Here is a 21284-nt window from a genome sequence, read left to right as displayed (position 1 = left end):
CGCTTCCTATCTTTTGGCCATCACCCAAATTTCACACACGGCTGTGGCAGACGTTTCAAGGACGTCGATAATTTTGCGCGTCAAGCGCTGCCGAGCCATTTCGCCGCCTCGGGCGGCCAAGGATTTCGATTGAACATGCAAAACACTGCCGCCGCGCCGGCGGCGGTAAAGCCGCGCGAGCGCGGCGAAGCCGTCAAACGGCCGGACACGAACTGGAAGCCATATCCCTGTCTTCTCACGAGGCAGGAGCTTCAGGCCATCATTGCCGATCAGCTCGGCTGAATTCAACAACGACAACAAGGAGAAAGAAGATGCAGGTCATCGTCAGAGACAACAATGTCGAACAGGCCATGCGTGCCTTGAAGAGGAAGATGCAGCGGGAAGGTCTCTTTCGGGAAATGAGGGAGCGTCGCGCCTATGAAAAGCCTTCCGAGCGCCGGGTTCGCGAAAAAGCACAGGCGGTTGCCCGGCAGCGCAAGGCTGTGCGCAAGAAGCTGCAACGCGAGGGGCTCTTGCCGACTGCCAAGCGCCGGGCTTCGGCTCGATAACAGCTCAACGGCGGCCGGTGCATCGAGCCGGCCGCGAATATCTTTTGAAGAGGGCGCGAGATGGAAGAATTGAATAATATCACGGTCTCCGATGAGCGGCTCGAAGATTGCCGTGACGTCATCGAGCCCGATCTGCGGGATTTGATAGACGATACGATCGCCGCCGGCTTCACGGCCGAGGAGGTCCTGATCGCAATCAGCGAACTGGTGGCGGAAGATTTCGCCGCGGTCGTGAAGATTCCCAGCGTCCACTAGGAGCTGGTGACGAATATTGTGATGCGCGCAACCGCTATCGAGCGATTGCGCAAATCCCGTTCACCAGCGCCTTGATTTCGTAGACATATAGAATCAGCGGAGCCGAGCGTAACGGTAAGCGCGCGAGCGGCGCTTCTGTCCTTTCAAGTGACGAAATCCTGTGGATTCAATCTGAAAGCGGGATGTCCTCGTGCGAATGGATGAATTGAAAAGTCATTGTGTTAGGGCGCTTTATGTAGCGGGCGTGAACGTGAGAGGGCGGTTTCTTCGTTCAACCCGGATAACACAAGCGGACGAGTTGCCGATCTCATGCGTCTCATCCTTGTCAATGATGTCTCGACAGTTCGCGGTGGCGCCACCAAGGTGGCGTTGCAATGTCTCGATGCAAGCCGGGATGCGGGCCTGACCTGCGCCATACTGGTCGGCGATGACGGGGAAGGTCTCAAGCCGCGGTTCGCCGGTATCCGCACGGTTGCGCTTGGCGAACGACCCCTTCGAGAAGGTCCGGCGTTCGGGGATATCCTCGCGAAAAACTACAATCGGCGCGCTCATGAGGCGATGGAGGGTTTGCTTCGGGAGTCGGATGAGGAGACCGTCGTCCACGTGCATGGCTGGTCCCAGATCCTGTCGCCGTCGATCTTTTATGCACTTGCCAAACACGAGGTCAAAGTCATCGTCACGGCGCATGACTTCTTCCTGAGCTGTCCGAACGGCGGGCTCATCAATTTCCACAGCGGCGATGTTTGCGATATCAAGCCACTGTCTGCCGCGTGTCTCACGACCAATTGCGACAAGCGCAATTATTTCCATAAGCTTTGGCGTTTCCGCCGCACCCTGACACAGCGGGGTGTCGGCGAGGAATTCTGGAGCCGCGTCGGTATTGTGCTCGCCCATGAAAACATGGAGGCGCATCTGCGCTCCGGCCCTTTGCAGCACTTCATGACATTGCGCACGCCGACCGAGCCGTTGACGCGGACGCCGGTGGAGGCGTGGCGCAACCGCCGCACCGTCTTTCTCGGCCGCATGTGCTGGGAAAAAGGTGTGCGGACGCTGGCGGATGCCCTTAATCAGACCGGCAGAACCGCCACGCTCATCGGGCGGGGGCCGTTGCTTGAGGAAATGCAGCGCGCGCTGCCGCATTGCTTCGTGCCCGGCTGGCTGAGCGATGAAGAGGTTGCGAGGATTGCCGGCGAAGCGCGTGTTTTCGTCATGCCGTCGCGCATGCCCGAGCCTTACGGCCTGGTTGCCGCCGAAGCCTTGATGTCCGGCATCCCGGTCATCGTCAGCAGCAACGCGCTGATTGCAGAAGAGGTCGAAAAGCATGGCGCGGGTCTGGTTTTCACAAGTGGCGATGCCGCGTCGCTGGCGGAGAAATTGGCGCAGACCGATGACGACCACCTGATGCGGCGGTTAAGCGAAGGAGCATTGGCCCTCGGCCAGCATATCGCACCGAGCAGAGCGGAATGGGGACGCCGCATGGTGGATATCTACATGGGGCGGGGCAGCTTTTCGGAACATTAGGTTGGGGGGAACAATAATGCGCGCTTTGGTGACAGGCGGTTGTGGCTTCGTCGGCCGACATCTGATCCAGCGACTTCTTGCCGAGGGATTGGATGTCGTCTGCGTCGATTCACTGGTTACAGGAACAGGGGCGCTTCATCCTGATCTATGGCAGCGCTTTACGCGTTCGCGCTTCAGTTTCCATGAGGAAGACTGCCGCACGTTCTTCACGCGCGCGCCTGAGCATTTTGACTATGTCTTCCATCTGGCGGCGCTGGTCGGCGGCCGGGTGACGCTGGAAACGCGGGCACTCGATGTCGCCGAGGATCTGTCGGTCGATGCGGAACTATGGCAGTGGGCGTCGCGGGCCAAGCCGGGTTCGGTGATATTCTTCAGCTCCAGCGCAGCCTATCCGGTCTCGCTACAGACCGTCGACAATCATCGGCTGCTGGCGGAGGACATGATCAATTTCGACGCCGCCGTCGGCGTGCCCGATCTCAGCTATGGATGGGCGAAACTCACCGGCGAATATCTGATGAAACTCTATGTCGAGCGCTATGGCCGGCGAGCCATCGCCTATAGACCGTTCAGCGGCTATGGCGAAGATCAGGATCTCGCCTATCCTTTCCCGGCGATCTGTCGCCGGCTGCTGGCGGAAAAGGGCGCGGCGGAAGTCTTCGTCTGGGGCTCCGGCCGTCAATGCCGCGATTTCATCCACATTTCCGACTGCATCGAATTCATCTGGCAGACGCGGGAATTGCTCCCCGATGGTGCGAGCCTCAACCTATCAACCGGCATCGCCACCTCCTTCATCCAATTGGCCGAGACCATCAGCCAGCAGATCGGTTGGCAACCTGCCGTCATCGGACGATCGAGCCACCCGGAAGGCGTCTTCTACCGCTGCGGCGATACGGCCCTGCAACGCTCCTACGGATTAACTCCCTCGATCAGCCTGGAGGAAGGGATCGCACGGATGCTCGAGCATCTGCGGGTAGAGCAGGCGTCCTATGCGCTGGCCATGTGAGTGATGAGCAATCAGTTCAATGTGGCAGATGTCGGCGTGGAAAATCGCCTCGGCGGTATCACCGCCGGGTCGATGATTTGATGTCGCATCTGAACGCGGCGCGAAGCGGGATAACGTATCGATCTCCTCGATGGTTTGCCGGTGCCGCAAAACCATTGCAGAAATCCGCTTCCCACCCCACAATCAGGGTAAGGAGATCACAATGCGCAACCGCCAAGCCTTGACCGATCACGACGAGCCGTTCATCCAGCGCCAGCTTGAATCTGGCCGTTATCATGACCGTAACGAAGTCATCCACGCCGGCAGAGCTTGACCAGATTTTTGACGACGTGGCTGCCAATTTCGGCCAGTGATTGCCGGCAACTAGTGTCGGCGGTATTATGAGCTTATTGAGGGCTTGCAACGTTTGCGGAGCGCGGGACCGTTCACGAAGGGCCGGTGCCGGGGCTTCGTGTTATCGGCTACCGCCGCACAACGTCGATTGCTTTCGTCGTTGAACGCGATCAGGTAACGATTTTGGGTGTTTTCCGGCGTGGCCGGAACGTCACCGCGGATATGCTTAGAGATCGGCTATAACAAGCGCGTTCAATCTCAGAAGCGAGCCATTTCCCGCTTTACCTTGTCAAGGAAGAGCCCTCTCGTCTCGTCGGTCGAGCGGTTCATGTCGTAATGGGCAAGGAAAACGACCGGGGCGAAGGGCTTGATCTGGGCGCGCAGGACACGCTTGACGATCTTCTTCGGAGGGTTGCCGGCGATGAAGGCGCGGAACGGGTCGGCGCCATAGGTCAGCACCGCCCCAAGCTTGCGGATGTGCTGCAGCTTTGAGCGCACCTTGCCGTCAACGAGTTCGAAGGAGACGCCGGGCAGCCAGACCCGGTCGAAATAACCCTTGAGGATCGCAGGAAAGCCGAAATTCCAGACGGGCGTGACGATGACTAAGGCTTCCGCGCGCTGCAACCGCTCGACATAGGATTTTACCGCCTCGATATTGCCAGGATAGTCATGATAGATCACGCGGTCTTGGCGTGACAGTACGGGATCGAACCCTTCCGCATAAAGATTGCAATCGTCGACCTCGTGGCCGGCGCCCTTCAGGCTCTCGACGGTTTGCCGGTGCAGCGCGGCGCCATAGCTTTCCTCGACCGGATGGGAATGAAGGACGAGAACCTTCATGAGGCCTCCATCAGCGCTGCAAGGCCGGGGAAGAGGTAATTCTTGCCGGATTTGAAATCGAAATTCGGATCGTCCCAGGCAATCATCTTGCCAGGGTTGAGCAGGCCCTTCGGGTCTGTTTCCTTCTTGAAGGCAAGCTGCACGGCGTCCGTCTGCTTCATGCCGCCTTCCTCCAGCGTATAGCGATGCGGGTTGAAGATCGGGCAGCCGTGGTCCTGATGAATCCTAATGATCTCCTCAAGCCGCGCCTCTGAGGTATAGCGCACCAGCGGCAAGCCCGAGCACTGGATCTGGCCGTCGAACTTGATGAATTCGAGATGACCGGGCACCTCGTCGCCGAAAATCTCCACCATCTTCTGGACTTTGGCGACGTGGTCCGGCCCCGGATACTGCACCTGCAGATAGGTGATCGACGGATCGACCTTGATAGCGCGCAGCGTCGTGTGGTTCCAGGCGAGTTCATAGGCATGCGGAATGCCCTTCATGCTCTCCACCTTGTCGGAGCGGAAGGTGATTTCACCCTTCTGCTGCATGGTGAAGGCAACGAAAGGATCCATCGAGTGCGGCGCGATCATCAGCGCCACGATCGATTGCCCCTGACGGATATAGGGCTTGTGGCGGGTAAAATATTCGTGCGGAATGGGAGCGGCGATCGGGGCGATCTCCTTGACCAGAATGCCGTTGCATTTGGCGAGCGCATCGGAGAAGCGCACGGCATCCATGAAGTCGTCATAACCGACCAGCACATCGACCCAATCATAGGCCGGCGCCAGCGGCATCTCGATTTCGGTGATGATGCCGTTGGTGCCGTAGGCATGGCTGACCTTGGTCAGATCCCAGCCGGTGAGATCGAGAGTGCGGGGTTCTGCTTCCATCGTCACGACGCGCAGCCGCAGGATGTTGCCGAGATCGCGCAGGCCGCCCCAGGTGATCGAGCCGACACCGCCCGAGCCGCCGGCGATGAAGCCGCCGATCGTCGCCGTCTGCGCGGTCGAAGGATGGAAGCGCAGTTCCTGGCCCGAATGGGCCCTGGTCTGGCGGTCGAGTTCGGCAATAACGATTCCGGGCTCGCAGACGACGCGGCCGGGATGGATCTCCTTGATCCTGTTCATCGCGGCGAGATTGAGCACTATACCGCCGGAAAGCGGCATCGCCTGGCCGTAATTGCCGGTGCCCGCGCCACGCGGCGTGACGGGTACGTCATGCGCGTAGGCGACCTTCAAAGTGCGGATCACCTCTTCCTCGGTCTTCGGCGTCACGACGAGATCGGCTGTGACATTGTCGAGCTGGGCCTTCAGGATCGGTGAATACCAATAGAAGTCGCGGCTCTTCTGACGCACGAGCGCCGGATTGTCTTCGACGGCGATGCCTTCGAGTTCTTTCTTGATGCGCTGGTAATCCGGCATGTCAGGCTCCAATGACGCTGTCGAGTTCACGGTAATCCGGCAGGCTACGGTCGATCACCTTGCCCTTGCGAAGGACGACGCGGTCGGACTGCGGACGGGAAAGGAATTCGCTCCATCGCCTGGCGCTGAAAAGCACGAGATCGGCGGGGCTGCCGACGGCGATCCGCCCGATATCCGGGCGGCCAAGTATCTCTGCGGGCGAGGTGGTGATGACCCTTGCGGCCGTATCCAGCGGATGGTCGAGATGCAGGATGCGCACGGCTTCCCGGAACACTTCGACTGGATCGAGATCGCCATAAGCATAGAAGGGATCGCGGGTATTGTCGGAGGCAACGGCTGTGGGAACACCGGCGGCGGCAAGCTCATGCAGAAGGGTGACACCGCGCCAGCGCGGTGTGCGGCCGGCATGACGGTCCTGCAGATACATGTTGCACATCGGCAGCGAGACGATGGAAATCCCGGCCTTGGCGACGAGTTCGATGGTGGCGCTTGCCACATCCTCGTCCTGCCGGGCAAGCGAGCAGCAATGGCCGGCTGTGACCTTGCCCGTGAAGCCGTTGCGAAGCACGGCTTCGGCAATCGCCTTCAGCGTCAGCACCTCCCTGTCTTCCGTCTCGTCGACATGCAGATCAATGTCGAGACCGTTGTCGGCGGCTGCGCGGATCAGTTTGTCCAGCTGGCCCTCAAGGTCCGGATTCATCTGAGTGACACCGCCCATCAAGCCGCCGGTGTCGCGAACGACGCGAAGCAGATCGGCGAAGAAGGCATCGTCCACCATGCTGTCGAGCGGAAAGAGAGCGACGGCCTGCAGCGCGATCTTGTCCTTCCAGGCTTCGCGAACCGAGGCGAAAACCTCGAAGGAAATGCGGTGCTGCGGCGCTAGTGAATCCAGATGGGTACGGATCAAGCCTGTGCCATGGGCGTAAGCCGAGCGCAGCGAGAATTCCATGCGCTTGCGCACATCATCGGGCGACCAGTTGGCTTCGCGGTCGGTGCGCACGGCATCAAGCGCGCCCATGAAACTACCGTCCGGGTTGGAGCGGCGCTCCCATATGTGGCCCTTGTCGAGATGGGTGTGCATGTCGGCGAAAGTCGGCCAGACCATGCCCTCCCTCATATCGACCTTGGCATATTCCACCGGCGATGTACCCGGCGCGCGGATATCGCTGATAAGGCCGTCGGCCACGACGATATCGGCCTTGACGAGGCCCTCACTGGAGGGTGCCGGAAAGCCGGACAGCGTCACGGCGGGAACGGTAGCATTGCTCAGCACGAAGCGAGCGGCATTCGGCGGCGACATGAAGGCGTGGGACATCAGTTCTCCCGCTTGAGGCTGCTCTCATGCCAGCGATGCAGGCTCAGCCATGAGATGAAGGAGGTGAAGGCGAAGATGGCGACGCCGAGCGCCGACAGAAGCAGCAGTGCCGCGAAGAGCCGCGGCATGTTCTGGCGGTATTGCGCTTCCAGCAAGCGGAACGCCAGGCCCGAATTCGGACCGCCGGAGCCGGCGGCGAATTCCGCGACGACCGATGCGATCAGCGACAGGCCACCGCCGATCCTCAAGCCCGTCATGAAATAGGGCTGGGCTGCCGGCAGCTTCAGATGCAGCAAGGCCTGCCAGCGCGAGGCACCGTAGAGATCAAAGAGATTAAGCAGATTATGGTCGACGCTTTTCAATCCCTGCACCATGTTGGACAGGATTGGAAAAAAGGCAACGAGGAAGCCGCAGATTAAAAGCGCTGCTTCGCGTGTCGGCGCATAGATCAGGATCAACGGTGCGATCGCGACAATCGGCGTCACCTGAAGAATGACGGCGAGCGGATAGAAGGCGAGTTCGATCCAGCGGGACTGCACAAGGAAGATGGCAAAGCCGACGCCGCCGATCAGCGCCAGGACGAGGGATATGAAGGTGATTTCGGTCGTCACCCACAGCGCCGGCCAGAGAATGCCCCAATCGGAGACAAGCGCCTTGGCGACGGCGATCGGGCTCGGCAGAATATATTGCGGAATGCCGGTGCCGACGACGAGAAGCTGCCAGAGGATGAGAAGCACGAGAACGGTCGCGATCGGTACGACGACGCCGAGCGCGCGTTCTAGATTGCGCTGCCTGGCGGCGGTAGCCGGCGCATTGATTGTTTCAGCGGAAAGAATGGCGGGCAGGCTGGTGCTGTCGCTCATCAATGGGCCTCCGGCCAGCCGATGGCCTCGATCAGGGAACGGGATACTTTTTCGCACACCTCCCGGTATTCTTCCGATGAGCGATAGAGCGGATCGCGTTCGCCGCTGGTTTGCAGGGGGAAGTCGGTGTGGACGCGGCCCGGCCGCGCCTTCATGACGACGATGCGGTTGGAGAGATAGGCGGATTCATAGACGGAATGCGTGACGAAGATGACGGTGATGCCTGTTGTGTGCCAGAGGCGCAGCACGTCGTCATTGAGCTTCTGGCGCGTGATTTCATCGAGCGCGGCAAAGGGCTCGTCCATCAGCAGCAGCTTCGGTTTCGTTACCAGCGCACGCGCGATCGAAACCCGCATCTTCATGCCGCCGGACAGCTCCCGCGGATAGGCATCGGCGAAGTCCTGAAGGCCGACCGTCGCCAATGTTTCCATGATCTGTTCATGGGCGGCAACTTTCGAAATTCCCCTTAGCTTCAGGGGCAGGTGGACGTTGCCGAACACCGTCTTCCAAGGGAGCAGCGTCGGTTCCTGGAAGACGAAGCCGATATCGCCCTCCGGCAGGCCCTTCGCGTTGATGCGTGAACTCGGCCAATCGATCCTGCCGCTGGAAGCACCGCCGAGGCCGGCGATGATACGCAAAGCCGTCGACTTGCCGCAGCCGGAAGGTCCGAGCAGGCTTATGAATTCGCCGCTCTCCACATGGAGCGACATGTCCGACAGCGCCAACGTGCCGTTCGAGAAGGTCTTGGAGACCTGCTCCATGATGACGAGCGGCCGCTTGCGTGCTTCCGTTCGATTTGTCGCAATGGTTTCCGATAGTGTCATTGTTCGGCTCTTTGTTGATCCACCCTCCCGTTGAGGGGAGGATCGGAGCGAAGCTCCGGGGTGGGGTGATCTTTTGCAAATCCGAGAAGATCACCCCCACCCGCCGCTTTACGGCGACCTCCCCCTCAAGGGGAGGTGTCAAGGCTTACTTCTTCAGCGACATGCCGACGCCCTTGCAGACGAACTGCGTATCGAAAGCTTTCTTGTAGTCGATATCGGCATCGAAGATCTTGATCTGCACCATCTCGTCGAAGAACTTCTTGTAATGCGCCTCGGTGAGGCAGCCGATGCCCTTGTCGAGAGCGTCACCGGATTCAACGATGCCATAGTCCTTCATCTTGGCGATGGAATAGGCGATCTGGCCATCCGTCATATCGGGATTGTCCTTTTTGATCAGCTCGTTGGCCGCCTTGTTGTCGCCGTAGAGATAGTTGTACCAGCCTTCGATCGAGGCATTGACGAAACGTTGCACGAGATCGGGATTCTTGTCGACCAGCGCCTTCTGCGCGGTGATCATCGTCGAATAGGGCGAATAGCCGGCATCGGCGATCAGGAAGACTTTCGGCTTCCAGCCAGCCTGCTTCTCGATCTCATAGGGTTCCGAGGTGACATATCCCTGCTGCGCCGACTGCTTGTCGGCGAGGAAGGGCGCCGGGCTGAAATTATAGGGCTTGAACTGCTCGTCCTTGAAGCCCGGGAAATTCGCCTTCATCCACTCGAAATAGGTGATATAGCCGTCCTTGCTCAGGAATAGCGTCGGCAGCTTGGCGAGATCCTCGAATTTCTCCACGCCGGCATCCGGATGGGCGATCAGCACTTGCGGGTCCTTCTGGAAGATCGCCGCGACATCGACGATCGGAATGCCCTGCTTGACCGCATCGATCTCTTGCTGCGGGCCGCCCATGTAGAAATCAAGCTTGCCGGAAATCAGCAAAGCCGAATTGGCGGCATTGGGGCCGCCCTGGACGATGGTGACGTCGAGGCCATATTTTTTGTATGTGCCATCGGCAATGGCCTGATAGAAGCCGCCATGCTCGGCCTGGGCAAGCCAGTTGGTGCCGTAGGTGACTTTATCGAGTGCGTTTGCGGGTCCAGCCGAGACGATTGCTGCGGCCAGACCCATGGCGGCGAAAAATGCTTTTATCTTCAATGTATTATGCATGGCTGACTGTTCCCCTTATCTGCCATGGGACGTCATTGTTGAGGCCCATTTCTTGCATTTGAGCGATTGCCTTGCGCTTTGAAAAGCATCAAAATTCGTCCGCATTGATGCTTTTTCGGCATCTCTTCCCAGGTCTGTGCCTAAATTGTGCGGCCTGGGCAAAAATTAAGCAATGGGAACGCATATGCTGCATTCGAGACGGCTTCTCTACATCAATGAAATTGCCCGCTGCGGCTCGATCCGCAAGGCGGCGGCGCGGCTCAACGTGGCGTCATCGGCGATCAACCGGCAGATTCTGGCGTTGGAGGAGGAAATGGGGGCGCCACTCTTCGAGCGTCTGCCGCGTGGCTTGCGGCTGACGGCGGCAGGCGAGCTCTGCATCGAGCACATCCGCGAGGTGCTGAAGAATTACGAGCGGCTGGAAGGGCGCATTCGCAGCCTCAAGATGCAGCAGGCCGGCAAGGTCAGGATCGTCGCGACGGTCGGCCTTGCCGCCGGACCTCTGCCCGAGATCATCGCCCGCTTCCTCCTGGAACATCCGAGGGTCTTCATCCAGCTGCGCAACGATGCCGGCTCCACCACCATGGCGCCGGTAGTCGCCGGAGAGGTTGATATCGGACTGGGCTTCAACATACCGGCAACGCCCGGCATCCGCTCGCTCGGCAATTTCGACATACCGATCGGTGTCGTGCTGCCTCCCGGTCACCCCTTGATCGGACCGGGGCCGATCAATCTCGCCGATGTCGTCGAGGAGCGGCTGCTGCTGGCGCAGCCTGGAAGCAGCCTGCGCGATATCATCAATCTGACGTTGGCGCGCCTCTCCGTGCAGGTCGAGCCCGTGCTGGAGAGCAATGCGTCGGAAATGCTCAAGCAACTCGTGAAATGCGGGGCGGGGCTGACGCTGCTCAACCCGCTCGACGTTATCACCGAGTGTCGCCGCGGGGAGCTGGTCTTTCGGCCGATCGCCGAGCCCCACTCACGGCCCCAACCCATGAAGCTTTTCGCCCGGACGCGTGCGCCGCTCGATGCCGCCACCAGCCTTTTCGCCGAGTACCTGCTGGCGGAACTTGCCGGAATGGTGGAGGAGCTGCACGCGAAGGGGCATATCATCGCGCCCTCCGAGCGCCGCCGTTCGGACACCTATTTCGAATAGAGGTTGGAGAGCGGATAGTCGCGCAGGTCGCGCAGCATCTCGATGAAGCCGGCGATCTGGTGCCGGCAGATGAGCGCGCCCTTTTCGGCCGTGCCGGCCGCGGCATTGCCGACCACGCCGTTTGGATTGAGATCATGCGCGATCCAGGCGAGCGAATGCGGCGGCAGCGGTTGCAGATATTTGGAATGTTCCTTCATCCATTCCGCTCTGGAGGCGAAATTCTCAGCCTTGTCCATCCGCACGAGCTCGGGCCGGAAATGCAGCATGAGCGAGGTTTCGACATCGCCGCCATGAATGCCGAAGCGCTGCTCATGGTCGTCGATCATGCCGTCAGGCGTGCCGAAGCGGCTCCACTGCGTGGCGACGACGGCCATCCGATGACGCACGCGCAGCTCGCGCGCGACGATGCCCATAATATCGAGATTGCCGCCATGGGAGTTGACGATGACCATCTTGCGGATGCCGGCCTCTGCGACCTTCGCGCCGATGGCGGTCCAGACCGGTATCAACAGCTCAGCGCTGAGCGAAAGCGTGCCGGGACCGTAGATATGTTCGTTGGCCTTGCCGATTTCCTGCGTCGGCAGCACAAGGAAATCGAGATCGGCGGAGCGCTGGACTTTCAGTTCCGCCAGCATGCCCGTAGCGATCGCGACATCGGTTGCGATCGGCAGATGCGGGCCGTGCTGCTCCGTCGAGGCAATCGGCAGGATCGCGATCGTGGTGTCGGCCGAGAGATCGGCGAAATCATATGTGTTGAGTTCATTCCAATAGAAGGGCTTCGCCATGGCCGTATCCTCTCGCCAGCGTGTCGTCGCTCAACGGATACGGCAAGGTTGGTGGCGGTGGAAAGCATCAATTTGCGGCCATGCCGCTGCCTTTTTGAGCACGCCCGTGCGCCCGGGAAAGGTGCCGGCTTCGGAAGAGCCAGCCGGAATATCATGATCTCCAGAATGCAAAAAAGAAAGAAGGTCCGGAGGGAAACCGAACCTTCCTCCCTTTCTGATCGGAGGTCTATTTCAGATCAGATTAGATCTGGATAGGCTTAGAAGCTACGCTCGAAGCGGAGAACGCCAGCCCACTGGTCTTCGTTGATCGAATCCCAGTTGGTGTAGGTGACTTCCGGCTCGATGAGCAGGTTCTTGACCGGCTTCCACTTGACGTTCGTGGTTGCCGAGAAGGTCTTGTTGTCGGTGTAGGCGAGCTGCAGGTTCCACTTCAGCTTTTCGTTGACCGGTACGCCAACGCCGCCCCAAACTGCCCAGTCGCCCCAGCTCTGGCCGATCGAATCGCCATTGGCATACTTGTTCAGCTTGTCGCCGTCGGTGTTCCAGCCGCCCATGACGAAGGCATCGAATACGCCGAAGTCGGCATCAACGCGAGCCTTGATGGCGCCTTCTTCAACGATCGAGTCGTAGCCGCCGACGACCTTGAAGCCCCATGCGCCGGCCTTGTAGCCAACACCTGCGACAACGTCCGGAGCATAGTGGTCGGAGCTGTCTTCGCCATTGGCGCCGGTAGCACCCGGGCCCGAATTGCTGTCTTCAACCGAGATCACAGCCGTGAAACCGTTGCCGGCGTCGTAGTTGTAGGTGATCTGGTTCAGTTCGTACGGGCCATCGCCGATCACGTCGTCGTTGATGACGTCGCCGGCATAACCGGTGAAGACGTTGAACTGCGAGTCTTCCTTACCGATGGTGAAGCCACCGAGGCTGATGCTTGCGTGCAGCAGGTTGGTGGAGGTGGCGTTGCCGTCATTCCAGTCCCAACGCAGTTCGGTGTTGGTCTTCAGAGGACCATATTCGGTGTCGGTTGCCGTCTGCAGCTGCAGCTCGGCACGAGTGTGCCAGAGAGTGCCATAGCGTGCATCCGGGTCATAAGCGTCATACCACTTGCCTTCGGTACGAACCTTACCACCGATCTTGAGGCAGGTTTCCGTGCCCGGGATGAAGAAGTAGCCAGCGCCATATGCATCGCAGATGCGGACGTATTCCAGGGGCTCCGGCTCAGCAGCAACGATAGCGTCAGCCGCGTGAGCACCGGAAACTGCTACGAGTGCAGCAGCGGAGCCGAGAAGAAGGCTCTTGATATTCATTTTTTCTCCAATCGCTTTGCCGGATCAGAACGATGTCGGTAACTACCCGCCACATTCCATCTATCCGGCTGTTCCCTCTTGCGGAACGTCACAGGATGTCCGCGCACGCAAACTAGCGAGGCCGCGCCGGCATCGAAATACAATAGTTTCGGATTTTTCTGTAAGTAACGACATAAAAGCGTCATAGATGCAAAAATACATCAGAATCCATAAATATAAATAAGTCTGCCTTAAGAACATTTGTAGGATATACTATATAAACATACGAGATGTATATTATTTTCCTCAAAAATCCGCCAAATAGTAAGTCTTTATTACAAACTATACTGATTTTCCCCTCGATTCGGGCGTTCAGATGCGAGAGATCGGAATCGTCGATACCGGGCAGGCGATCCGTCAGCGGTGATCGTGGAACGGCGCATTTAGCAGCTGCATTCAAATTGATTGCGACGCCGCACCGATGGATCGGAGAAAGGCTTCGGTGGCCAGGAGAAATTGCCATGGGTGTCCGCGTGACGTCGTCCGGGGCCATGCCGGGGAAGAGAGAGCATAGAATCAATGCGCGGCGGCTCAATGCCGCGCTTACGCGTCATCGCCTTCGCGATGCGGCCGGCTATACCGAACCGAAGAGGTCATCGGCAATCATGAGAGATTATGTGTCCTGGGCGCCGGTCCGGGAAATGGGGCAGGCGCGTTCCCTAGCCCGCGGCCGGGTAGAACCACGCATAGCCGAAATGGAACCGATCCGGATCTTTCCCATAGTAATACGGAATGGCGGCATCGTTCTGCGCGGGCAAGGTGATCGAGTTGCCGAATTTCGCCGTCAGCCACCGCTTGAGCTCATCGGGCATGGACGAAGCGTGTCCGTCACGCTCATTCCAGACCAGCAAGATCGGTCCGTTCCCCAAAGCCTGGCGGTCAAGATCGGATGCGGGATATGCCGTGGATATTACGGCCGTATCCGGCATATTGGCGCGGATGTTGCCCGCCTTGAGCCATGCTGTCGTCACCACCGCCACCGGCTGCTTGCCTTCCGCGGCGATCGTCTCCTTCAGAAACGCGCCATAGGGCGTGTTCAAATGCTGATATGAATCGAACAGCTTCGGAAAGATCGTGCCTGCCGTCAGGATGAGGGGGAGGGCGATCATCAGGCCGAAAGGCACATAAAAGGATTTCTTTATGTCGGACGGGTTTTGTGCGCCGGCGGCCTCAAGCTTCAGGCAGAAGTAAAGCGGAACCAGAAACAGAAAGGGCAGAAGCCAGCGGTCGCGAAATTCCGTGAGCGTCGTAACCAGGATCAGCGCGAACAGTATGGCCACCGTGCTCAGGAATATTCTTTCAAAGAAATTCACCCATTCGCTTTTAAACCGAAGCGACTGCAGAAACGGCCGGCGAAAGACGATCAGGAAGATCGCGGCGGTAGGCGCGATGATGACGATGCTGGTCTTGATCAGTTCGACAACGCCATGACCGATATCGGAAAGCTTCCCCCCTTGTCCCTGTTCCGACATGGTTGCGACGGTGGAGGTAAGGACCAGGTCCATGTTCGACAGCATCCACACCGCATGCGGCAGGAACACGAGGATGGCCAGAGCCAGCGTCATCACAAAGCGTTTGTCCAGCAGCCTTGAGCGCCCTTGCGGATGAAAAACGACCGCAACAAAGACGCTCGCGATGATCAGTACGAAATTGTACTTCGTGAGCATTCCAAGCCCTGCCCATAGGCCCATCATGGCGTAGGAGGTGAATGTCGGCTTGCGAATGGTCTTCACGACGAAATAGATGAAAGCGGTCACTGCGAGGAGCGTGCCGACAGTGTGCGTCAGGTCCCGCTGCGCCTGCCAGAACATTTGGGGGATCGTCAGAAGCGACAGCGTGGCGACCGCGGCCAGGCGCTTGTCCTCCAAAAGAAGTCGCGCCAGTTGGTGATAGGCGAAATAGACGAGGAAAAGCAGGATGTTTTTCAGCACGGCAAGCGATGCGACGCTGGTGCCGAAGACGTCAAACACTCCGTATTGAATCCAATTGTAAAGCGGCGGCTGCGCGTCATATCCCCACGCCAGCCACTGGTTGACCACGAATTGCTGCGCTTCGTCTATTCGCACCGAGCTCGAAAGAGAAATCCGCACGACGGCCTGCACCGCGAAATATATCGCAAGGATCCAGTTCACCCACCGAAATTCATCGGACGATCGACTGGTCGCGGCGGATGCTCTTCGGGCGGCGAAGCGCGAAGAAAAGACGTTCGGTAAAATGCTCATTCAATTCTCCATGCTATCGGCTATCGCGACCCAGGCGCATCTGTCAACCATGCTCAGGGCGCCGGGCCTTCATAAGGCTATCGTGACTTCGGAAATATTTATATTTTAATTTCAAATACTTAAATGAATGACTGTAAGGATTCGCGGACTGCACAGGAATCCTATGCCAAGTGTGCGACGGGATTTTTGCTGAATGATTTCAACTATGTCGCCCGAAGGGCGTCGTCGCCGCTGCCGATATCGGGATCGACTACCGCGACCTTCGGAAATGTCGAGCGGATGCAAAAACGCGCGTCGATCCTTGTCTTCGATTGAGACGGGATCACTCCGCGCGCGTTAGCGCGAAAAGCTCCATCGTTTCGCCGAAACCCTTCAAGCGCTGCTGACCGATCGAAATTGCGTCGGTGATCCCCGCCTTTTGCCGGAAGGGGGCCGAGGTCAGGAGCGCTTCGCCCCTTTCGCTGCAGATACTCTGTATGCGGCTGACGATATTGACGTCGGGGCCGATCAAGGTGAAATCCAGCCGGTTGCCGGAGCCGACATTGCCGTAGCTGACCTCGCCATAATGCAGCGCGATGCCGACCTTGACGCGGATGCCATCATATTCGAAGCTGCCTATTTCATCGAGGATTGTCTTCGCTGAAGCCAGGGCGGCCCCACAGGCACCGGCCGCATCGGCGCCAGGGAAGAAGGCGAGAACGGCATCGCCCATGAATTTCAGCACTTCGCCGCCCTCGCGGGTAATTGCGGGTACCACCTTGTCGAAATAGGCGTTCAGGAGGCTGAGGACGGTGCTGCCGGGCAGCCGGTTGGAAAGTTCGGTGAAGCCGCGCAGATCGCAGAGCAGAAGCGCCGCCTCCATGGATTCGATCTCGCCGCGGCGGATATGTCCGGCAAGGATCCGGCTTGCTGTCATCGGGCCGATATAGGTATCGAGAAGGCTGAGTTCGCATTGCCTGAGAACGCGCAGCTCGCAGGTATTGCGCAGCGCCGGGAGAATGCGCTCGATCACGTCCCGTTCGGCCGATGTGAAACCACCGGGGCGGCGCGTGCCGAAGGCGGCGGTGCTGATCGGCCCGTCGGCATTGCAGAGCGGCGCCACGATCAGCTGCACCAGTCCGCGGCCATAAAAGATGTCGATATGCTGCCAGCGCCCATGCGGACTCTCGCCCGGGCCGACGACCAGCAGTTCGCGCATGTCCTGCGCCTTCACGAGCGGCGTATTGGCCAAAGCGAGGCGCGTGCCATGCTCCCGATCATGTATCTCGACCGGCTCGCCCGGCGCCCAGGCAAAGGTGCGGCCGATGAACTCAGGATGCAGCGTCGTCAGGTGCAGCGTCAGCCGGTCAACGGGAAGGCCAAGCGCCTGCAGGCGGCGGCCAAGACCTGCGACAAGGCCTGCCTCGTCGAGGGCGTGGCATTCGTCGCCGGTCAGCCATTCGATGAGACTCAGGATTGCCCCGATATTGATGCCGCCGTGCGGCGCTCTGGGGTTTGCTGTTGTGGCTTTTGGCATGTCGTGCAGCAAGGTCATCGTTATTTCCTCCTCTTCGAGGTGCACCGCTCAGTGCGCTCCGCCGCCGGAAAGCTGACCGGGTTTCTTGAGAAGCAGGCTGGCGACGAGGGCAATGACAAGCGCAACGCCGAGCAGGAAGAACGTGTCGCTGAAAGCCATGATGTTGGCCTGCTTGCGAAGGCTGGCGGCGATGGCAACGATCGCCTTGTGCGTGGCAAGCGCCTGGTCGCTGACACCATGGTTCATGAAGTAATTCGTCAGATTGGCGACGCGGGCGCGGGTAGCCTCTTCGAATATCGAGACCGAATCCGTGAGGATGTTGGAATGGAACTGCTCGCGCTTGGTCAGGAAGGTCTGCAGCGCGGCAATGCCGACCGCACCGCCGAGATTGCGCATCATGTTGAAGAGCGCCGAGGCGGAACCGGCATTTTCCTGCTCGATGCCGGCGGTGGCGATCGCCGTCAGCGGCGTGAAGGCGAGTGCCTGGCCGATGGCACGCACGATGTTCGGCCAGAAGAGCTGATCGCTGGCATAGTTGCTCGTCATGTAGATATTCATGAAGTTCGAAGCGGCAAAGAGCGCGAAGCCGACGATGATCAGCAGCCGGGCGTCGACACGCTTCATCAGCCGCGGCACCAGCGGGATCAGGATGAGCTGCGGAATGCCGGTCCAGGCAAGCACCATGCCGATCTGCTCGGAATTATAGCCCTGGATGCGCGTCAGATAGATCGGCAGGATGAAGACCGAGCCATAGAGGGCGACGCCCATCAGGAAATTGGCGACGATGCCGAAGCCGAAATTGCGGCGTGCCAGCAGACGCAGGTTGAGGAGTGGATGGGCGGCGCGCAGCTCGATGATGAGAAAGAGCGTCAAAGAGACCGCGGCGATGACGGAGAGGCGGACGATGAACGGCGAGCCGAACCAGTCGTCCTTGTTGCCTTCTTCAAGCACGGTCTGCAGCGCTGCAAGGCCAACCGCCATGGTGATGATGCCGGGCCAGTCGCCCTTGGCGAGCAGCGAAAGGTTCATCGGGGCGGGGTCGAGCGAGACCCAGAGCATGCCGACCATCAGCATGCCGGGCACGAGATTGACGTAGAAGATGTATTCCCAGCCCCAGTTCTCGGTGAGATAGCCGCCTATGGTCGGACCGATGGCCGGCGCGAAGGTTGCGGAAAGGGCGAAGAGCGCAAGACCCATCGGCTGCTTGGGCTTCGGCAGCAGCGTGATGATGATGGTAAAGGCCATGGGGATCAGCACGCCGCCGGAAAAGCCCTGTATGGCGCGCAGGACGATCATCTGCTGCAGGTTTGCAGCAAAAGCGCAGCCGACCGAGAAGGCGAGAAAGAGGATGGCGTTGGTCAGCAGATAATTGCGGACCGAAAAGACGCGCGCCAGCCAGGCGCTAAGGGGAATGACGACGATCTCGGCGATCAGGTAGGAGGTCGAGATCCAGCCGCCATCGTCGGTTCCGGCGCCGATCGCGCCCTGGATGTCGGCGAGCGAGGCATTGACGATCTGGATGTTGAGAACGGCCATGAAAGCGCCAAGCGTGGAGCCGATCACCGCGGTCCACATGCGCAAAGGGCTCATGGCGGGCCGGGCAGCCGGCGCGAGGGCAGCGTTCACGGGTATGGCGGAATTGTTGTTTGCGGCGATCTGAAGAGTGGCCACGATGTTTCTCCATCCGGCTGATGCCGGAACAATCTCATGACGGTGTCGAGCAGATGATCGACAAAGGAGGGGAAGGGTTATCCGGCGTCGCTGGATAATTTCTCGGCATTGGCGGTCGATGTCTGCACTGCCTTGGTATCGATTTCAGGCTCGACCGACATGCCAGAGCGCAGCAACCCTGCCAGGTGTTCGTCATCGATGACGATCTTCACCGGGATGCGCTGGACGATCTTGGTGAAATTGCCCGTCGCATTGTCCGGCGGCAGCAGCGAGAATTCCAGTCCGCTTGCCGGCGAGAGGCTGTCGACGTGACCCTTGATGGCCACATCCGGGAAGCTGTCGACCTTGATCTCGACCGATTGGCCGGGGCGCACGTAGGTTAACTGGGTTTCCTTGAAATTCGCGACGACATAGACGGAGTGCAGCGGCACCACCGCCATCAGCTGCGTGCCCGAGGTGACGTATTGCCCGACGCGGATCGAGCGGGCGCCGACCGTGCCATCGACGGCCGCGACGATGTTCGTATAGGACAGGTTGAGTTCTGCCTGCTGAACTGCGGCCGCGGCACGGTCGCGCTGGGCGACCGCCTGATCGCGCTGGGTCTGCAGCACCGGCACCTTGTTCTCGGCCGCAATGACTGCAGCCTGATCGCGTTCGACGGCGGCGGCGGCCTGCTTGCTGGCAGATTGCGTCTCTTCGGCACGCGATTGGGTGCCGACGCCGTTGGTGATCAGCCGTGCCGATCGCGCTGCGTCCGAGACTGCGTAGTCCAGGGAAGCCTTGGAAGAATCGACCGTTGCCTTGGCCTGCGCGATCAGCGATTGCTGCAGCAGGATCTGGGCGTCGATATTGGCGATTGCCGCATCGGCGGCTTTGAGATCAGCCTTTGCCTGGGAAAGAGCCGCCTGGAAATCGCGGTCGTCGATGCGGGCAAGCACCTGGCCGGTCTTGACCGTGTCGTTGTCGTTGACGAGCACGTCCTTGATGTAGCCGGCGACCTTCGGTGCGATGGTCGTGTAGTCGGCCTTCACATAGGCGTCGTCGGTCGATTCGATGAAGCGTCCGACCGTCCAGTAGCGATAGCCGAAATCGGCGCCAAAGGCGACGCCGGCCAGCAGCGTGGCGGCAAGCATGCCGCGCTTGACCAGCTTGCGGCCTGTCCTGGCAGCAGCGGCGGTGGCAGGTGTGCCGACGGTCGGGCCTTGCGGCGCCTCGGCAGCTGGAGACTTTGCCACTTCGCCGGCTGGTGCGGCCTCGGCCTGGCTCGCGTTTCTGAACGCCTCGTTGCGGGGTAGTTCGACCATGGTCCGTTTCCTTCAGCATCGAGCCCGTTTGCATGGGCTCCTTTTTTGATGCGATGAAGATGCGTCCGAACGATCTTTCTGATAATCTCCTCAAATCTGGAAGGATCATCAACTCACAGCGGATAATCCGAGGACGATATGGATCGGTTGACCAGCCTGATAGTCTTTGGCCGGGTGGTGGATTGCGGCGGCTTTTCCGCAGCCGCCCGCCGGCTCAACATGTCCGTCACCATGGTGGGCAATCATGTGCAATCCCTCGAAGATCGTCTCGGCGTGCGGCTCCTCAATCGCACGACGCGCAGGGTCAGCCTGACGGAGACAGGCAAATATTATTATGAGCGTTCCTCGCAGATCCTTGCCGATCTCGAGGAGGCCGATCGGACGGCGGGCGCTCTCAGCACCATGCCGCGCGGTACGCTGAAAATCTATACCAGCGGCGCCATCGTCCGTTTCCTGCTTCCCGTCATCAATGAATTCATGACTCAGTACCCGGCGATCTCGATCGACTTCAACGTCGGCGAGCGCTCGATCGACATGATCGAAGAGGGCTACGATCTGATGATCCGCACCTTGCCTGCCCAGGATTCGACACTGGTCGCACGCAAGCTTACGCCTTGGCGCCACATGCTCGTCTGCTCGCCCGAATATCGCGACACGCATTCCTTGCCGAAGGTGCCGGCCGATCTCGCGGCGCATAATTGCCTGCAATATACGCACTATCCTTATGGCGACGAATGGCGTTTCGAGGATGCCGACGGCAAGCAGCAAGGCGTCAAGATCGCGGGCAATGTCGTCTCCAACAGCGCCGAGACTTTGCGTTATCTCCTGGCCAGCGGGCACGGCATCTTCCTTGCCCCGAGCTTCATCGTCTTCGAAGATGTCGCTGCCGGGCGCCTCGTGCGCGCCATGCCCGATTATCGTGCCGTGGAGTTCACGATCAGCGCGATGTATCCGAACCGCAGTCATCTGCCGACGAAGGTACGATTGTTCATCGACCTTCTGGCGGAACGCTTCATCGAGCACCGCAAATGGATGACCTGAGCGGTCACGTCTCAAACTCCGCTGAACATGCTGATAGCTGCGTAACGTCCGCGTTGCCGAGCGGAGACAAGTTAAACTCCCAGTCGTCCAATCCGGCGGCGAGAAAATCCGGATTGTTGCTTGTTGGCGGCAAGTGACGCAGATGTGTCCGGCTTGCACAAGCGATACGCGGCGTT

20 protein-coding genes are annotated in these 21284 nt (G+C 59.6%); 8 read left to right on the top strand and 12 right to left on the bottom strand.

The features are described from left to right. The first annotated feature begins 135 nt into the window (after positions 1 to 135). The 6 genes from FHT84_RS09470 (at position 136) to FHT84_RS09445 (ending at position 3640) form a co-directional block, all read left to right on the top strand. Positions 136 to 282, top strand: coding sequence for a hypothetical protein (locus FHT84_RS09470; protein ID WP_162736897.1), 147 nt, complete (start codon positions 136 to 138; stop codon positions 280 to 282). Between the two features lie 29 nt (positions 283 to 311). Continuing rightward, complete coding sequence (gene rpsU, locus FHT84_RS09465) at positions 312 to 548, top strand: 30S ribosomal protein S21 (RefSeq protein ID WP_112345742.1); 237 nt, start codon at positions 312 to 314, stop codon at positions 546 to 548. A 60-nt stretch (positions 549 to 608) separates the two neighbouring features. Beyond that, a complete protein-coding gene (locus tag FHT84_RS09460) occupies positions 609 to 803 on the top strand; it encodes a hypothetical protein (protein WP_112345743.1) in 195 nt (64 codons plus the stop codon). Between the two features lie 309 nt (positions 804 to 1112). Further along, the gene (locus FHT84_RS09455) at positions 1113 to 2324 is read left to right on the top strand and encodes a glycosyltransferase family 4 protein (protein WP_113248878.1); all 1212 of its coding nucleotides are present in this window, start codon (positions 1113 to 1115) and stop codon (positions 2322 to 2324) included. Between the two features lie 16 nt (positions 2325 to 2340). Further along, entirely contained in the window at positions 2341 to 3327 is a 987-nt protein-coding gene (locus FHT84_RS09450; protein ID WP_210260700.1) for an NAD(P)-dependent oxidoreductase, read from the top strand. A 202-nt stretch (positions 3328 to 3529) separates the two neighbouring features. Beyond that, entirely contained in the window at positions 3530 to 3640 is a 111-nt protein-coding gene (locus FHT84_RS09445; RefSeq protein WP_183761917.1) for a type II toxin-antitoxin system ParD family antitoxin, read from the top strand. 278 nt (positions 3641 to 3918) lie between these two features. On the opposite strand, the gene FHT84_RS09440 is transcribed toward FHT84_RS09445, so the two are convergent. The 6 genes from FHT84_RS09440 to FHT84_RS09415 all read right to left on the bottom strand — a co-directional run bounded on the left by FHT84_RS09440 (position 3919) and on the right by FHT84_RS09415 (position 10070). Then, a complete protein-coding gene (locus FHT84_RS09440) occupies positions 3919 to 4500 on the bottom strand; it encodes an NAD(P)H-dependent oxidoreductase (RefSeq protein WP_113248877.1) in 582 nt (193 codons plus the stop codon). Continuing rightward, on the bottom strand, positions 4497 to 5906 hold the full coding sequence (locus tag FHT84_RS09435; RefSeq protein ID WP_113248876.1) for an FAD-binding oxidoreductase: 1410 nt from the start codon (positions 5904 to 5906) through the stop codon (positions 4497 to 4499). Before FHT84_RS09435 ends, FHT84_RS09440 begins: the two co-directional genes overlap by 4 nt. Before the next feature lies 1 nt (position 5907). Further along, positions 5908 to 7221, bottom strand: coding sequence for a cytosine deaminase (locus FHT84_RS09430; RefSeq protein WP_113248875.1), 1314 nt, complete (start codon positions 7219 to 7221; stop codon positions 5908 to 5910). After that, positions 7221 to 8084, bottom strand: a complete 864-nt coding sequence (locus tag FHT84_RS09425) for an ABC transporter permease (protein WP_112345748.1) — start codon at positions 8082 to 8084, stop codon at positions 7221 to 7223. Before FHT84_RS09425 ends, FHT84_RS09430 begins: the two co-directional genes overlap by 1 nt. Further along, complete coding sequence (locus FHT84_RS09420; RefSeq protein WP_113248874.1) at positions 8084 to 8908, bottom strand: ABC transporter ATP-binding protein; 825 nt, start codon at positions 8906 to 8908, stop codon at positions 8084 to 8086. Before FHT84_RS09420 ends, FHT84_RS09425 begins: the two co-directional genes overlap by 1 nt. 145 nt (positions 8909 to 9053) lie before the next feature. After that, positions 9054 to 10070, bottom strand: a complete 1017-nt coding sequence (locus FHT84_RS09415; RefSeq protein WP_113248873.1) for an ABC transporter substrate-binding protein — start codon at positions 10068 to 10070, stop codon at positions 9054 to 9056. Between the two features lie 184 nt (positions 10071 to 10254). Here FHT84_RS09415 and FHT84_RS09410 point away from each other — a divergent pair, with 184 nt between their 5' ends. Then, positions 10255 to 11223, top strand: coding sequence for a LysR substrate-binding domain-containing protein (locus FHT84_RS09410; protein ID WP_112345751.1), 969 nt, complete (start codon positions 10255 to 10257; stop codon positions 11221 to 11223). Here FHT84_RS09410 and FHT84_RS09405 read toward each other — a convergent pair. The 6 genes from FHT84_RS09405 to FHT84_RS09380 all read right to left on the bottom strand — a co-directional run bounded on the left by FHT84_RS09405 (position 11211) and on the right by FHT84_RS09380 (position 20067). Continuing rightward, on the bottom strand, positions 11211 to 12008 hold the full coding sequence (locus FHT84_RS09405; protein ID WP_113248872.1) for a creatininase family protein: 798 nt from the start codon (positions 12006 to 12008) through the stop codon (positions 11211 to 11213). The genes FHT84_RS09410 and FHT84_RS09405 overlap by 13 nt on opposite strands. Positions 12009 to 12265: 257 nt before the next feature. Continuing rightward, positions 12266 to 13315 (bottom strand): porin, encoded by a 1050-nt coding sequence (locus tag FHT84_RS09400; protein WP_112345753.1) that lies wholly within the window; start codon positions 13313 to 13315, stop codon positions 12266 to 12268. 698 nt (positions 13316 to 14013) lie between these two features. Further along, positions 14014 to 15576, bottom strand: coding sequence for a glycosyltransferase family 39 protein (locus FHT84_RS09395; protein WP_113248871.1), 1563 nt, complete (start codon positions 15574 to 15576; stop codon positions 14014 to 14016). 322 nt (positions 15577 to 15898) lie between these two features. Further along, positions 15899 to 17092, bottom strand: a complete 1194-nt coding sequence (locus FHT84_RS09390; RefSeq protein ID WP_246698522.1) for an adenylate/guanylate cyclase domain-containing protein — start codon at positions 17090 to 17092, stop codon at positions 15899 to 15901. 48 nt (positions 17093 to 17140) lie between these two features. Beyond that, on the bottom strand, positions 17141 to 18763 hold the full coding sequence (locus FHT84_RS09385; protein WP_113248868.1) for an MDR family MFS transporter: 1623 nt from the start codon (positions 18761 to 18763) through the stop codon (positions 17141 to 17143). 77 nt (positions 18764 to 18840) lie between these two features. Then, on the bottom strand, positions 18841 to 20067 hold the full coding sequence (locus FHT84_RS09380) for an HlyD family secretion protein (RefSeq protein ID WP_113248867.1): 1227 nt from the start codon (positions 20065 to 20067) through the stop codon (positions 18841 to 18843). 138 nt (positions 20068 to 20205) lie between these two features. On the opposite strand from FHT84_RS09380, the gene FHT84_RS09375 reads away from it, so the two are divergent. Further along, positions 20206 to 21108: a LysR family transcriptional regulator gene (locus FHT84_RS09375; protein WP_113248866.1), complete on the top strand. Its 903-nt coding sequence runs from the start codon at positions 20206 to 20208 to the stop codon at positions 21106 to 21108. Positions 21109 to 21284 lie beyond the last annotated feature (176 nt).

Source organism: Rhizobium sp. BK289 (assembly GCF_014193575.1).
Lineage (GTDB): Bacteria > Pseudomonadota > Alphaproteobacteria > Rhizobiales > Rhizobiaceae > Rhizobium > Rhizobium tropici_C.
This window is presented reverse-complemented; position numbering and strand designations above follow the sequence as displayed.